Below are 13,674 nucleotides of genomic sequence, written 5' to 3' on the forward strand. Positions count from 1 at the left end.
CCTCCTCCCGATCCCCTGCGCTTCCGCACCCGGGAGGCTGATCGCATGGACTTCCTCGACAGCATCCCGCTTCCCGCGGCACTGGCCCTGCTGGCGCTGCTCGACGGGCTCAGCGTCGGCACGCTGCTGATCCCCGTCTTCCTCCTCATCGCCCCGGGCAGGCCCCGCGTCGCCAGGATCATGCTCTATCTGGGCACGATCACCCTCTTCTACCTCGCGATCGGGGTGCTCTTCACCCTCGGCCTCGTCAACGTGGTCGACGCGGGGCGGGAGTTCCTCGACTCCGCACTCGGGCAGACGGCGCTCCTCGTGGTCGGCCTGGCGCTGCTGGCGGGCGGGATCCTGACGGGGATCGCGGACTCCCGACGGCGGAAGGAGGCCGCCGCACGCGCCACTGCGCACGTCGCTGCGGGATCCGGACCGCGGGAGGCCGGGGCAGGGTCGGTCCCGGCCCCCGGGGCAGCGGCTGGATCCGGACCGCTGCCGGAGACCCGGACCGCGGAGGCGGCCGCGAGGCCTCCCGTGCAGCCGGGCGGCCGGATCCTGCGCTGGCGGGATCGCCTGCTCGCCGACCGCACGAGCCGCGGGGCGGTGATCGGGGTCGCCCTCGCCGCGGGCCTCGTGGAGGTGGCCAGCATGCTCCCCTATCTGCTCGGCATGACCATGCTCGCGGATGCGCCGCTCGGCATGCCCGCCCGCTTCGCGATGCTCGCGGGCTACTGCCTCGTCATGATCCTGCCGGCACTCGTGCTGCTCGCGGCGCGGATCGTGGCCGCCCGCGCCGTCGACCGGCCGCTGCGGCGGCTCGCGGACTGGCTGCAGCGCACGGGCGCCGAGAACACCGCGTGGATCATGGGGATCATCGGGTTCCTGCTGGCGCGGGCCGGGGCGACGCAGCTCGGGATCGACCTGCCGGTCATCGGGTGAGCCTGCGCCGCGGCCCGGTGGCCGACGGCGCCGCGGCCCGATGGTCGCGGACGGACGCGATCCGGCGGTCGCGGCCGGGGGGGGGCCGCCCCCCGCGCCCCCCGGGCCCCCCGCCCCCCCCCCCCCGGGGCCCCGCGGGGGCGCGGCCGCCGCGTCGCGGGGGCGCGCGCCCCCCCCCGGCCCGCCGCCGGGTCCGATCGGCCCGTCTACCAGGCCGCGGCGACGGCGCGGTGGGCCTCGAAGAGCGGCACGGTCGTGCCCTCGGGAGCCCGGCCGAAGCCGCACTCGGTGGCGACGCCGAACCGCCTCGGGACGCTGCGCGTCGCCGCCCGGATGCGCCTCGCCGCGCCCTCCGCGCCGTCCTCCCGATGCACGAGCCCGAGGTAGAGCTCCGTCTCCGCCGGCAGCCCGAGCTCCGCGAGCGGAGCGAAGTAGGCGTCGTCGTCGCGCTCGATGGGCACGGGGAGGTGCAGCCAGGTGAGCGGGCGGTGGGCCGCGCCGGTCACGAGGTTCGCGAAGCGCACGAGGTTGCCGGTGTCGGAGGGCTCCACGAAGTGCTTCTCGGCGACGTCGCCGTAGCAGAGGTGCACGCCGACCTCCACGTCGGCGGGCACGCGATCGATCTGACGGGCGAGGCGCTCGCTCGTGCCGGCCCAGACGTCGTCGAACCACTCGTACCGCTCGCCCGTGAAGCCCGTCAGCCCCTCGAGCATCGCGAACTCGAGCGCGGCGTCCCACTGGATCGCCAGCTCCTCGTGCGGGACCCCGTCGAGGATCCGGTCGAGCTCGCCCGCGAGCGCGCGCTCGTAGACGGGCTCGAAGGCCTCGCGATCCTGCGCCCGGACGAAGCTGCCGACCACGCCGAGCGGTGTCGGCAGCGACACCTGGAAGCGGGTGCCCACGGGGATCACGCCCTCGCGCTGCAGCCGGGAGAAGACGGCGTACGACTCGAGCGCCGCGTCCGCGTATCCGAGCGGGGGCAGCACGAGGTCTTGCGCGCGCACCCCGTCGGCGATGCGCACGGGACGCATGTCGAGCATGCGCAGCGGGATCGGCGTGTCGCCCACGCGCTCGATCCCGTCCGCCTGCCCCAGCCGATCCGCCTGGAACACGATCCAGTGGAAGCGTTCGCCGACCTCGCCGTCGGGAATGCGCTTCAGCCGGTCGCCGAGGTGCTCGGCGGCGGTGCGCATCGTGGTCTCGGCGTCGTCGAAGTTGATGCTGCCGACGAGGTGGGCGCCGACCACCCGGGCCGGGGCGCCGGACGGAACGCGAGGCGTTCCGTCGTGATCGCCGGGATGGTCGCTGGCGGCGCGTGATTCGCTCATGCGGACCAGTCTAGAAGCTCGCGGGGTCGATCCCGGGCACCGCATCCCGCGTCCGCCCACACGGCCGAAAGGCGGGTTTTGACTGCGGGGCCGGGGGGTCGCCGGGGAAAAAAGCCAGTAGAAGGGATTCCCGCCGCCGGAGCAGAGAGGCTGCTCGAGCGGTGGACCGCCCGCGGGGCGCTACAGCCCCTGGTGCGCGGCCACCCTCGCTTCGCTCCGTGGGCTGCCGCAGTAGCGGCACCGCGGCGTTTGCTCTACACGCTGCCGCGTTTACAGCTCTGCGAACGCCGCGCGCAGCAGCTCGGCGGCCTCGGTCGGGGTCTTGCCGACCTTGACTCCGGCGGCCTCGAGGGCCTCCTTCTTCGCCTGCGCCGTGCCGGCCGAGCCCGAGACGATGGCGCCGGCGTGGCCCATGGTCTTGCCCTCGGGCGCCGTGAAGCCCGCGACGTAGCCGACGACCGGCTTCGTCACGTTCGCCTTGATGAAGTCGGCCGCGCGCTCCTCGGCGTCGCCGCCGATCTCGCCGATCATCACGACCGCCTTCGTCTCGGGATCGGCCTCGAAGGCCTCGAGCGCGTCGATGTGGGTGGTGCCGATGACCGGGTCGCCGCCGATGCCAATGGCGGTCGAGAAGCCGAGGTCGCGCAGCTCGTACATCATCTGATAGGTCAGGGTGCCCGACTTCGAGACGAGGCCGATCGGTCCCTTGCCCGTGATCGTCGCCGGGGTGATGCCGGCGAGCGCCTCGTCGGGCGTGATGATGCCGGGGCAGTTCGGGCCGATGATGCGGGTCTTGCCGCCCGTGGCCTTCGCGTGCGCCCACAGCTCGGCCGAGTCCTTCACGGGCACGCCCTCGGTGATGATGACGAGCAGGCCGATGCCCGCGTCGATCGCTTCGACGGCGGCATCCTTCGTGAAGGCCGGGGGCACGAACGCGACGGAGACGTCGGCGCCCGTCTTCTCCATGGCCTCCGCGACCGACGCGAAGACGGGCAGCTCGACCTGCGCGCCCGAGGCGTTCGTGTGCGAGACCGTGGTGCCGGCTTTGCGCGCGTTCACGCCGCCGACGATGTTCGTGCCCGCGGCGAGCATGCGCGCCGTGTGCTTCGTGCCCTCGCCGCCGGTGATGCCCTGGACGATGACCTTGGAATCCTTGTTCAGGAAGATCGACATGGTTGTTGCTCTCTTTCCGAGTCTCGTCAGCGGATCAGCGGGCGTTCGCCAGCTCGGCGGCCTTGTCGGCGCCCTCGTCCATGGTCGCGGCCTGCGTCACGAGCGGATGCGCGGCCTCGTTCAGGATGCGGCGCCCCTCCTCGACGTTGTTGCCGTCGAGACGCACGACGAGCGGCTTGTTCGCGGCGTCGCCGAGCTTCTCGAGCGCGCCCACGATGCCGTTGGCGACCGCGTCGCACGCCGTGATGCCGCCGAAGACGTTCACGAAGACCGACTTCACCTGCGGGTCGCCGAGGATCACGTCGAGGCCGGCCGCCATGACCTCCGCCGACGCGCCGCCGCCGATGTCGAGGAAGTTTGCGGGCTTCACGCCCCCGTGGTTCTCGCCCGCGTAGGCGACCACGTCGAGCGTCGACATCACGAGGCCCGCGCCGTTGCCGATCACGCCGACCTCGCCGTCGAGCTTCACGTAGTTGAGATCCTGAGCCTTGGCCTTCGCCTCGAGGGGGTCCTCGGCCGACTTGTCCGCGAGCTCCGCGTGCTCGGGGTGGCGGAACTCGGCGTTCTCGTCGAGCGACACCTTGCCGTCGAGCGCGATGATCTCGCCCTCCCCGGTCAGCACGAGCGGGTTCACCTCGACGAGGGTCGCGTCCTCGCCGGTGTACACCTCGTAGAGCTTCTGGAAGACGGGGACGACCTTGCTCACGAGCTCCTCGGGGAATCGCGCCGCACGCGCGATCTCCTCGGCCTTCGCCGCGTCGATGCCGGTCACCGGGTCGACCTCGATGCGAGCGAGCGCCTCGGGCTTCTCGACCGCGAGCTGCTCGATCTCCATGCCGCCCTCGACCGAGCACAGCGACAGGTAGGAGCGGTTCGCGCGATCCAGCAGCACGGAGAAGTAGAACTCCTGCGCGATGTCGGCGCCGGCCGCCACCATGACGCGCTTCACGACGTGGCCCTTGATGTCGAGGCCGAGGATCGCCTGCGCCGCCTCGAACGCCTCGTCGGGGGTCTTCGCCACCTTCACGCCGCCGGCCTTGCCGCGACCGCCGGTCTTCACCTGGGCCTTCACGACCACGACGCCCCCGAGCTTCTCGGCCGCTGCGCGCACCTCCTCCGGCGTGTCGGCGACGACGCCGGCAAGCACCGGCACTCCGTATCGCTCAAAAAGATCTCGTGCCTGGTACTCGTACAGATCCACGTACTGTCCTTCGGTTGTGAGTTCGGGTGATTCCGAGGCAGAAAAATGTCTCGACGCCGAGAGAAATCGACCAGTTCCTCACTCTACCACCCGGCGATGGGAGCCGATCCCGGCGCATGCGGGTCCTCGCCGCTCCCCCGCAGTCCGCACTCATGGGCCGCGATCGCCCTCCGGCGACGACCGTCCCTACTCCCGCGCCCGCGCCTCCTTCGCGCGATACAGCTCCTCGTCGGCTCTGGCGACCAGCTCGTCGAGTCCCTCGCCCGCCCGGAGCTCGGCGGCGCCCCAGCTCCAGGGGTGCGCGGCGGCGGCGCGCAGATCGCCGACCACGACGCGCGCCGCTTCGAGCTCCGCGTGCAGCAGCAGCACGAACTCGTCGCCGCCCGAACGGGCGATGATGCCCCTCGAGCCCACGGCGTCCCTCCAGAGCCCGGCGGCGTCCACCAGCACCGCGTCGCCGGCGGCGTGCCCGGCCGCGTCGTTCAGGAGCTTGAAGTCGTCGAAGTCGATCACGATGAGGGTGAGGGGCGCGCGCCGGCGCTGGGCCGCGGCGATGACGTCCTCGCCGAACTCCACGAGCCCTCGCCGGTTCAGAGCGCCGGTCAGCGGGTCGAGCACCGCTTCGATCTCCGACTGCCGCCGCACGACCCGGGCGCCCTCGAAGCAGAACCCCGCGATCGCGACCGCATAGCTCACCGTGATGATGGTGGAGAACGGGTCCCCCTCCGTGTTCGGGTTGAGCACGCCGGCGAGGATCGCGACCGCGAAGGTCGCGAGCATGAGATACCTGCCGAGGCTCGCGCTGTAGAACCAGCCCAGGTAGAGGGCGATGATGGGCATCTGCAGCAGGGCGTTGACCTCGCCGTGGGCGTGGCCGGCATAGGCGACGAAGTAGAACGTCCAGACGTTCATGAATCCGACGACGAGCAGGCCCATCAGCGGCGGGTACCGGCGCCCGAGGATCAGCGGCAGCAGCGCGGCCGCGAGATACGAGAGGAACCAGAAGCTCACCGGGCGCTCCTGGAACCCCGGATGCCGGACGACGAGGTCGACCAGGAAGACGGTGGCGAGCAGGCCGGCCATGAGGGCGCTCACGACGGAGAACGAGGTCTGCCACGCGATCGCGCGGCGCACGCGAGAGCGCACGGCGCCGAGCAGCGCCGTCAGCCGGTCGTCCCCCCTGCGCATCTTCACGCCTGCCGCGCTCTCTTCTGCCGGTACAGGGCCAGGTCGGCCCGCCGGATGAGCGACTCGGGGGTGTCGCCCGGCGCCGCCTCCGACGCTCCCCACGACCACTCGTGGGCGGAGTCGCGCCGCAGTCTGCTCATGACGGCGACGGCGCCCGCGAGGCCGGTGCGGCGCAGCAGCAGCACGAACTCGTCGCCCCCGGTGCGGCCGATGAGGTCGCGCGCGCGGATGCCGGCCCGCCACTCGCTCACCGCCTCGCGCAGCGCGCTGTCGCCGGCGGCGTGCCCGAGCGTGTCGTTCAGGAGCTTGAAGTCGTCGAAGTCGACGACGACCAGGGTCAGCGGATTCGTCGCCCCGAGCCGGGGCCGCAGCTCGTTCTCGAGTCGGGCCATCAGGCCCCTCCTGTTGAGCGCGCCCGTGAGCTGGTCGGTGTGCGCCCGCTGCTCCACGCGGCGTCGCAGGTACGATCCGATCTCGAAGCAGAGCATCGCGCCGACCATGCCATGCACCGCCGATGGGACCCCGAGCGGGCCGTCGGGTGCGAAGGCCGGGTTCGGGATCATGGTCGCCGCGAGCATCGCCTGCGTGGCGACCATGAGGAGCCGTGCCGGAAGCGGGCGTATGAACCAGCCGAGGTAGAAGGACAGGATCGGCAGCTCCTGCAGCGCCGAGATGGCCGACTGCACGTCGGCGAAGTCGCTCATGAAGTAGACCTGCGCCCCGATGAACGTCCCCACGGAGAGGAGGCCGGCCCAGCGTGGGAACCGGGGGCCGAGCAGGAGGGCGATCACGCTGCCGCCGATGCACACGAGCAGCAGCGCCCAGAGCAGCCAGACGTTCAGCACCTCCCGGTGGAAGATCAGGTCGATCACCAGGGTGACCGCCAGCAGCAGCGCTGCGACCGCGAGGTAGAGCGAGTGCGCGTCCTGCCGCTCCCAGAGGCGGTAGGGATGCCCGCCGAACGCCCTCATCACCCACGGAGGCGTGGCGGCGTACGGCGTCCTCAGCATGATGTATCGAGCGTCCCCCGGCCCCTGGCATTCCCCTGTTGCCGAGAACGATACCCCTATTCGACACCCGTCTGCTGACGGTCCGCGCGTCCGCGCCTGCGAAACCCCTCAGAGTACGGTCATTCGACCTTCGCGATGGGCGACAGCTTCACCAGGAGCTTGCGCTCCCCCACCGAATCGAACACCACATGGGCGATGCGCTTGGACCCCGCGCCGGTCACGCCCGTGACGCGCCCCTCGCCGTAGTCGTCGTGTCGGATCCGGTCGCCCGGCGTCAGTTCCAGGTCCCCGTTGTCGCGGGCCGTGCCGTCGATGAGGTTCGGGAAGCCGCCCCCGGCCCTCTGCGCCTCCTTCGCGAGCCGCTTGCGCTCGCGCCACTTGTCGAGGGCGGACTGCATGTTGCCGCTCGCGGGCTCAGAGACCGCGGCCGAGCCCGATCCGCCTCGCCCCGCCGTCGACGCCCCGAACGACACCGACGAGTCGGTGCGCGTCGCTCCGCGGCCCGCTCGGGATCCGGACGCCGAGCCCTGACCGCCGCGCGGCGCGTTGAGCGCCCGCGACTCCGTTCCGCCGCGCCCGGTGACCTCGCCGGGCGACTGCCGCCAGTCGATCAGCGCCTCGGGGATCTCCTGGAGGAAGCGCGACGGCATCGCCACCGAGATGTCGCCGAACTGCGCACGCGTCGACGCGAGCGTGAGGAACAGGCGCTCCCGGGCTCGCGTGATCCCCACGTACATCAGCCGGCGCTCCTCGGAGACGCCGCCGATCTCGTCGACCGACATCTGGTGCGGCAGCAGGCCCTCCTCGACGCCGGTGATGAACACCGCACGGTATTCGAGGCCCTTGGCGGTGTGCATCGTCATGAGCGAGACCGTGCCGCTCGTGTCGTCGAGATCGTCCGCGGCCGCGACGAGGCTCACCTCGGTGAGGAACGCGAGCAGCCCCGCTCCGGGGTTCTTGACGTCGAACTCCCGGGCGACGGCCACGAGCTCTTCCAGGTTCTCCGCGCGGGCCTCGTCCTGCGGGTCGCGCTTCGCCCGCAGCTTCTCGATCATCTCGGTCTCGTCGAGGATCAGCTTGAGCACGTCGGCGACGGGCGCGGGCCTCTTCTCGCCCTCCGCCCATGCGGGGTCGTCCGCGGAGTCCGCATCGCCCTCCGGGGCCGCGCCGTCTGCGGAAGCGGTCGAGGGAAGCCCGGCGGCCATGCGGGCCGCGCGGTGCAGCAGCTCGGCGAGACCCGTGATCGTCGCGCGCAGCTTCGGCCCGAACCCGAGGTCGGGAGCGGCGAGCATCGCCTCGTGGAAGGAGATGTCCCGTTCCTCCTGGAAGTTCGCGAGCTGCGCCTCCGCCATCGGCCCGATGCCCCGCTTGGGGGCCCCGAGCAGGCGCGACCACGCGATGGGGTCGTAGGGATTGGCGATGCTCGTGAGGTACGCCATCGCGTCCTTGATCTCGGCGCGCTCGTAGAACTTCGTGCCGCCCAGCACGCGGTACGGGACCGCGGAGCGGATCAGCAGCTCCTCCAGGGCGCGGGTCTGCGAGTTGGTGCGGTAGAACACCGCGATGTCGCCGTAGGCCACGCCCTCGCGATGCAGATCCTCGATCTCCTCGGCGACGAAGCGGGCCTCATCGTGCTGCGAGTAGCCCGTGAAGCCGACGATCTTCGCGCCGTCGCCCTCCGCCGTCCAGAGGTGCTTCTCCTGGCGGTCGAAGTTGTTCCCGATGACCGCGTTGGCGGCGCTGAGGATGTTCTGCGTCGAGCGGTAGTTCTGCTCGAGCTTCACGACCTCGGCCCCCGAGAAGTCCCGCTCGAACTCGACGATGTTGCGGATGTCGGCGCCGCGGAACGCGTAGATCGACTGGTCGGAGTCGCCCACCACCGTGAGGCTCGCCGCCGCGATGCGGCCCATCGCGTCGATCTCGGCGGCGCGCGCGGGGGGCGTCAGGCGCTCCACCTGCTCGGGCTCGACGGGACGCGTCAGCTCGCGGATCAGCGCGTACTGGGCGTGGTTCGTGTCCTGGTACTCGTCGACCAGCAGGTGCCGGAAGCGGCGCTGATAGACGGCGGCCACATCGGGGTGGGAGCGGAAGAGGTGCACCGTCTGCCCGATGAGGTCGTCGAAGTCGAAGGCGTTGGCGCGGCGCAGCTCCTGCTCGTAGCTGCGGAATATCTCGACGAAGAGCCGGTCGCGCGGGTCGCTCTCGTTGGCGGTGGCCGCGTAGTCGTCGGCGCCGCTGAGCTCGTTCTTGAGCCGCGAGATCTTCGAACCGGTGTTCGCCGGGGTGAAGCCGTACGTGTCCGCCTCGAGGTCCTTGATGATGCGCTTGAGCAGCGCCCGGGAATCGGCCGAATCGTAGATCGTGAACCCCGACACGTAGCCGAAGCGCTCCGCCTCGCGCCGCAGGATGCGGACGCATGCGGAGTGGAACGTCGAGATCCACATGCCCTGCGCCGCGTCGCCGAGCAGGCCCTCGATGCGCTCGCGCATCTCGGAAGCCGCCTTGTTGGTGAAGGTGATGGCGAGGATCTGGCTCGGCCACGCCTCCCGCTCGCGGATGAGGTGCGCGATGCGGTGGGTGAGGACCCGGGTCTTGCCCGAGCCGGCGCCGGCCACGATGAGGAGCGCGGGGCCGCGCGCGGTGACGGCCCGCGCCTGGGCGGGGTTCAGCCCGTCGAGCAGGGGGTCGGTGCCGCCCCCTGCGGCGCCGGCGCCCGGGCTCGCGCCACCGGCCCCCGAACCTGTCGAGGGGCGGCCGAGGGGGATCCCGGAGGGATCGAGAAGTTCAAATTCGCTCATCGTGCCCTCCAGTCTAGGAGCGACCCCCGACATCGGGCTCCGCGCGACCCCGTCGCCGCCGCGGGCGCCCCGGCGGTTAGGCTGGGGCGCGGAGCGGGAACGCGGACGGAGGTGCGATCGATGACGGATGCGGCCGCTCGTTCCCGGCTCGGCAGGCCCGTCATCCGATCCGCGCTCTACGCGCTCGCCGGGGTCGCGGTCCTCTGCGCGCCGGGCATCCCCGCCGACGATGCGGGTCGGCGGATCGGCGTCGTCGCGGGCGCGGTCCTCTGCGCGCTCGCCGGCCTCGCCCTCCTGCTCGGGTTGCGCCCGGCTCGCCCCGGGGCCGGCGACCGAGCAGGCCGCGGACGCTCCGACGGCCCGCACCGCATCGACTTCACGCCGCTCGCGCTGCTCGGGCGCAGCCCCCTCGATCCGGTGGCGTGCGCGGCGCTCCTGGCGAGCGCGATCGCGTACGCGGACCCCGGCCAGCAGGCCGTCCCCGTCTCGCTCTCGGTGATCGGCGTCCTGCTCGGATACCATCTGTGGCGGAGGCGATCGCCGAACGCCTGGTGGCAGCTGGCGCTCTCGGTCTTCCTGCCGCTGGCCGTCACCGCGCTGCTCCTCGGGGTCGCGACGACGCCCGACGATCGATACGTCCTGCTCGCCTCCCTGCTCCCCGCCACCGGGCTCGGGAGCAGTCTCGGAGCGATCGCGGAGCGGGCGTCGGGCCGCCGCGGCCCGAAACGGCTGCGCGCCGCCTGGCGGGGAGTGGCGTCGGTCAGGAGCACCGCAGGGGAGGTCGCCGTCGAGTTCGACGTGCGCCCGCTGCTGCGTCCGGTGAGCCGGAGCGAGGCCCGGAGGGTCGCGGGGGGCGCTCCTGACGGCCTCCGCCGTCGGATGCTGCTCTTCAAGACGCTGTTCCTCGTGGGCGCCCCGCTCATCGCCCTGCTGATTCCGATCGCCTTCACCGATGAGGATTACGTCGCGGGATCCGACGCCCCGAGGCAGATCGCCGGCATGGCGGCGTTCTTCTCCCTGCTGATCCTCGGCTACGGCATCCTCGGGGTGATCGGCTCTCGCGGCTGGCGGCAGGTGACCTCGGCCGCCGATCACCTGCGTCTCGCCCGGTTCGCAGCCGCCAACGGCTTCCGCTACACCCCGGGGCCGGTGAGCGACGAGCGGGGCAACGAACTCACCCGGAGGCTCCGGGCGGAGCACGGCTGGGAGATCGCGAACGCCGTGAAGGTCGCGCAGCAGCCGCGCGACTCCGTGGCTCCCGTCACGCAGTTCTCGGGATTCGGCGAGTTCCGTCTCCCGGCGGCCCTCCCGCACCTCCTCCTCGTGCGGCGCGGATTCCGGGCGCCCACGTTCTCGGCGTTCAGCGCCCCCGACCGCGGGCAGCGGATGAAGCTCGAAGGCGACTTCAACAGGTACTTCGACGTCTACTGCCCGCGCGGCTACGAACGGGACGCGCTCTACCTGCTCACGCCCGACGTCATGGCCGCCCTCATCGACGGTGCGCGCGAGTTCGACGTCGAGATCATCGACGACCGTCTGATCCTGCGCTCGCGAGAAGATCTCGTCACGACCGATCCCGGCGTCTGGCTCACCCTCGCCGACGCGGTCAGCGCCCTCGCGGGGCGCACCCGGCAGTGGCGACGCTGGAGGGACGATCGCCGAGAGCCGCCGGAAAGCGCCGCCCCGAGGCTCCTGGCCGAGCGTCCAGGCGGCGCGGCACTCGCCGGCCGGCGGCTGCGGGGCGGAGCGAGCCTCGGTCTCCTGCTCGCCGTCGGCTTCGGCGTCGTGTACGGAGCGCTCGTCTGGCTCGCCACCGCACTGTGAGACGCGCTCCGCCCGCGAAGCGTCGCGCCTCGCCGCGCGTCCGATGCGCCGCCGGGTGCGGAAGAATGGTGGGATGACCCCCATCGGTTCGCAGCGCCCCTCCGTCCTCGTCTTCGCCACCGGCGGCACGATCGGCATGCGGCAGACCGACGCCGGCCTCGCCCCCGACCCGGACTTCCCCGAGATCCTGGAGTCGCTCGTCGACGGAATCTGCGGGCCGCTCGGCATCGACCCCCGCGTCAACCACCTGCTCCCGGCGATCGACAGCGCGAACGCCGACGCGGATACGGCGCCGCGGATCGCTCGAACGGTCCGCGCCCGCGTGCGCACGCAGCAGCCCAGGGGCGTCGTGATCCTGCACGGCACCGACACCCTCGCCTTCACCGCCGCGCGGCTGGCCTTCGAACTCTCGGACCTCGGCGCCCCCGTCGTCGTCACGGGCAGCCAGCTCCCCCACGGCGCTCCCGGCTCCGACGCCGGCGCCAACCTCGCCCTGGCCCTCCGCGCCGCGGTGCGGGCCGCTTTGGGCGCGCCCGTCTCGATCGCGTTCGGCGGGGAGCTGCTGCCCGCCGTGCGGGCCACGAAGCACGACAGCGTCTCGCCTCGGGCGTTCCGCGCCGAGCAGCCGCTCGCGCCGAGGCGGGAGGGCGTGTCCGCTCCCCCCGACGACCGGGATCGGCCGAGCCCCGCGCGCGGACCCGCGCGAGTGCTCTCGATGCGCCTCGTGCCGTCGGTCACGGCCGAGGATCTGCGGGCGGCCGTCGGCGGGCGCCCCGATGGGCTCGTGCTCGAGTGCTACGGCAGCGGCACTGCCCCGACGGGCCGGCCTGGTGTGCCGGAGGCGCTGCGGGCCGTCTGCGCGGAGATGCCCGTCGTCGCCGTCTCGCAGTGCGCGGCCGGCGGCGTCGCCCTGGGCAGGTACGCCGTGGGGGCGGAACTCGCCAGGGCGGGCGTCATCGACGGCGGCGACCTCACCGTCGAGGCGGCGCTCGCGAAACTCGGGTTCCTCCTCGACGCGGGCTTCGAGGGCGCGGGCCTCATGGCCGAGATGACGCGCAACCTCGTGGGCGAGCGGACGCCGGCGGAGTAGCCCTATGCGACGGCGTCGCGGACCTCGACGCCGAGATCCGGATGGTCGAGGAAGGCGCCGTCGATCCCGCTGCCCATGAGCAGGCCGAACTCGCCGCGCCAGTCGCCCCAGTCGGCGCCGCCGGGCGCGGTGCGGAAGCGCAGGTTCAGGAAGCGGTTCTCGGGCCGCAGCGTCCAGGCGTAGATCTCGAGCCCGCGGCCGTGGGCCCGCTCCACGAGGTCCGTCGTGCCCGTCGCGCGGCCGAGGGCGTTCAGCCTGAGCAGGCTGCCCTTCGCCACGCTGATGCCGTCGACACGCTCCGCGAGCAGGTCGAGTCCGGGGTCGCTGCGATACCACGCGAAGCTGCGGGAGGGCGCGCCCGCGACGGGCTCGTCGGCGGGGGCGCCGACGCGCTCGGTGAGGAACACGAGGCGGGCCGCGACGCCCGAGGCGCGGAGCCGATCCAGCACCCCCAGCTCGAAGCACTCGATCACGAGCCTCTCCGGCCGCGCGTCCCAGCCGGCCGCGGCGAGCTCGGCGAGCAGCAGGGCGCCGAGATCCTGCCCCCTCGTCTCGAAGAAGCGGGCGTGCTTGATCTCGACGACCGCTCCGAGCTCTCGGCCGAGACGCGCGCTCTCCTCGTCGACGATCGCGAGCACGTCGCGCAGGCGCAGGATCCCCTCGCTGCGCTCGTAGGCGAGGTTGCGCGGCCGCAGCTCGGGCAGCCGCTCGCGGCAGCGGAGGGCGGCGAGCTCCTCCCACGTGAAATCCTCCGCGAACCACCCCGAGATGCGCGTGCCGTCGACGACCCGCCGCGTGCGCCGGTCCGCGAACTCGGGGCGATCCGCCACATCCGTGGTGCCGGAGATCTCGTTCTCGTGGCGCACGACGAGCACGCCGTCTCGCGTCGCCACCACGTCAGGCTCGACCGCGTCCGCCCCGAGCTCGAAGGCGAGCCGGTAGGCGGAGGCCGTGTGCTCAGGGCGGTACCCGGGGGCGCCGCGGTGTCCGATGACGAGCGGGCGCGCGGGATCGGATGCCGTCATGCGTCCAGCCTACGGCCGCTCCGCCCGCGGCGAACAGCGGCGGATATCCGAAGATATGCGCCGGATACCCAGCCATCCGTCACCGTGCGCCACTAGTCTGGGTATCACCT

At 72.4% G+C, this 13,674-nt stretch carries 10 protein-coding genes; 3 read left to right on the forward strand and 7 right to left on the reverse strand.

Annotated features, from left to right (window positions below; translation table 11 throughout):
- The first annotated feature begins 45 nt into the window (after positions 1-45).
- On the forward strand, positions 46-927 hold the full coding sequence (locus JD276_RS11745; RefSeq protein WP_200115842.1) for a GAP family protein: 882 nt from the start codon (positions 46-48) through the stop codon (positions 925-927).
- A 206-nt stretch (positions 928-1,133) separates the two neighbouring features.
- Here the strand turns inward: JD276_RS11745 and JD276_RS11750 are convergent, their stop codons facing one another.
- The 6 genes from JD276_RS11750 to JD276_RS11775 all read right to left on the reverse strand — a co-directional run bounded on the left by JD276_RS11750 (position 1,134) and on the right by JD276_RS11775 (position 9,625).
- Positions 1,134-2,120, reverse strand: coding sequence for a hypothetical protein (locus tag JD276_RS11750; RefSeq protein ID WP_233615655.1), 987 nt, complete (start codon positions 2,118-2,120; stop codon positions 1,134-1,136).
- 405 nt (positions 2,121-2,525) lie between these two features.
- Positions 2,526-3,428, reverse strand: coding sequence for a succinate--CoA ligase subunit alpha (gene sucD / locus JD276_RS11755; protein WP_200115843.1), 903 nt, complete (start codon positions 3,426-3,428; stop codon positions 2,526-2,528).
- A gap of 34 nt (positions 3,429-3,462) precedes the next feature.
- Positions 3,463-4,629, reverse strand: coding sequence for an ADP-forming succinate--CoA ligase subunit beta (sucC, locus tag JD276_RS11760; protein WP_200115844.1), 1,167 nt, complete (start codon positions 4,627-4,629; stop codon positions 3,463-3,465).
- A 186-nt stretch (positions 4,630-4,815) separates the two neighbouring features.
- Positions 4,816-5,817: a GGDEF domain-containing protein gene (locus JD276_RS11765; RefSeq protein ID WP_233615657.1), complete on the reverse strand. Its 1,002-nt coding sequence runs from the start codon at positions 5,815-5,817 to the stop codon at positions 4,816-4,818.
- A 2-nt stretch (positions 5,818-5,819) separates the two neighbouring features.
- Complete coding sequence (locus JD276_RS11770) at positions 5,820-6,827, reverse strand: GGDEF domain-containing protein (protein WP_200115846.1); 1,008 nt, start codon at positions 6,825-6,827, stop codon at positions 5,820-5,822.
- A 119-nt stretch (positions 6,828-6,946) separates the two neighbouring features.
- Positions 6,947-9,625 carry an ATP-dependent helicase gene (locus tag JD276_RS11775; protein ID WP_200115847.1) on the reverse strand — a complete coding sequence of 893 codons (2,679 nt, stop codon included), beginning with the start codon at positions 9,623-9,625 and terminating at the stop codon, positions 6,947-6,949.
- Between the two features lie 120 nt (positions 9,626-9,745).
- Here JD276_RS11775 and JD276_RS11780 point away from each other — a divergent pair, with 120 nt between their 5' ends.
- Complete coding sequence (locus JD276_RS11780; protein WP_200115848.1) at positions 9,746-11,449, forward strand: hypothetical protein; 1,704 nt, start codon at positions 9,746-9,748, stop codon at positions 11,447-11,449.
- A gap of 73 nt (positions 11,450-11,522) precedes the next feature.
- Positions 11,523-12,539 carry an asparaginase domain-containing protein gene (locus tag JD276_RS11785; RefSeq protein WP_200115849.1) on the forward strand — a complete coding sequence of 339 codons (1,017 nt, stop codon included), beginning with the start codon at positions 11,523-11,525 and terminating at the stop codon, positions 12,537-12,539.
- 2 nt (positions 12,540-12,541) lie between these two features.
- On the opposite strand, the gene JD276_RS11790 is transcribed toward JD276_RS11785, so the two are convergent.
- Positions 12,542-13,564: a glycerophosphodiester phosphodiesterase family protein gene (locus tag JD276_RS11790; protein WP_200115850.1), complete on the reverse strand. Its 1,023-nt coding sequence runs from the start codon at positions 13,562-13,564 to the stop codon at positions 12,542-12,544.
- Positions 13,565-13,674: the final 110 nt, after the last annotated feature.

It is taken from the genome of Leucobacter chromiisoli (genome assembly GCF_016522505.1).
Classification (GTDB): domain Bacteria; phylum Actinomycetota; class Actinomycetes; order Actinomycetales; family Microbacteriaceae; genus Leucobacter; species Leucobacter chromiisoli.

What these genes read in the sequence shown, in the direction of transcription:
- JD276_RS11785 (WP_200115849.1), top strand. Translation starts at nt 11,523, where the DNA reads ATGACCCCCATCGGTTCGCAGCGCCCCTCCGTCCTCGTCTTCGCCACC.
- JD276_RS11780 (WP_200115848.1), top strand. Translation starts at nt 9,746, where the DNA reads ATGACGGATGCGGCCGCTCGTTCCCGGCTCGGCAGGCCCGTCATCCGA.
- sucD (WP_200115843.1), bottom strand. Translation starts at nt 3,428, where the DNA reads ATGTCGATCTTCCTGAACAAGGATTCCAAGGTCATCGTCCAGGGCATC.
- JD276_RS11790 (WP_200115850.1), bottom strand. Translation starts at nt 13,564, where the DNA reads ATGACGGCATCCGATCCCGCGCGCCCGCTCGTCATCGGACACCGCGGC.
- JD276_RS11765 (WP_233615657.1), bottom strand. Translation starts at nt 5,817, where the DNA reads ATGCGCAGGGGGGACGACCGGCTGACGGCGCTGCTCGGCGCCGTGCGC.
- JD276_RS11745 (WP_200115842.1), top strand. Translation starts at nt 46, where the DNA reads ATGGACTTCCTCGACAGCATCCCGCTTCCCGCGGCACTGGCCCTGCTG.
- JD276_RS11775 (WP_200115847.1), bottom strand. Translation starts at nt 9,625, where the DNA reads ATGAGCGAATTTGAACTTCTCGATCCCTCCGGGATCCCCCTCGGCCGC.
- JD276_RS11750 (WP_233615655.1), bottom strand. Translation starts at nt 2,120, where the DNA reads ATGCGCACCGCCGCCGAGCACCTCGGCGACCGGCTGAAGCGCATTCCC.
- JD276_RS11770 (WP_200115846.1), bottom strand. Translation starts at nt 6,827, where the DNA reads ATGCTGAGGACGCCGTACGCCGCCACGCCTCCGTGGGTGATGAGGGCG.